This window comes from Neisseria sp. P0009.S007, assembly GCF_051962515.1.
Window position 1 is genome coordinate 1 of the sequence record NZ_JBQCVF010000926.1, and the last position, 400, is coordinate 400.

1 protein-coding gene is annotated in these 400 nt (G+C 44.0%); it reads left to right on the forward strand.

All coding sequences use genetic code 11. The features are described 5' to 3' along the window. A partial coding sequence (locus tag ACTHS3_RS17145; protein WP_440368659.1) for a 4'-phosphopantetheinyl transferase family protein occupies window positions 1-321 on the forward strand: 321 nt, incomplete at its 5' end. Between the last annotated feature and the right edge of the window lie 79 nt (window positions 322-400).

The following is a 400-nucleotide window of genomic DNA, read 5'->3' on the forward strand; positions in this document are numbered from 1 at the left end:
GCTGAGTGGGAAAAGGAATATTTGGTATCCAGGGATTGGGATAAGGAGGAATTTTATCGACTATGGTGCATTAAAGAAGCACTGTTGAAGGCGGCGGATTTGGATTTTCCCGAGGATATGCGCAAGGTTGGCTATCGATTTACGGCAGATGGAAAAAGGGAAATACAGGTGTGCGGATGTTCGGATTGGCATGGAATGACAGCGATGTTGTCTGATGGATTTGCTGTTGCCTGTGTTTGGCAGGGGAATGATGTTGAAGTTTATCTGGAATGTCACGGCGGGATAAATAATGATGATTTGATGAGGATAGAGGTCGTCTGAAAACAGAATATTTTCAGACAGCATTGTCTGCTTGTGACAGACTTGAATTTCGGTTATAATCCGACGCTTTCAACCTTGC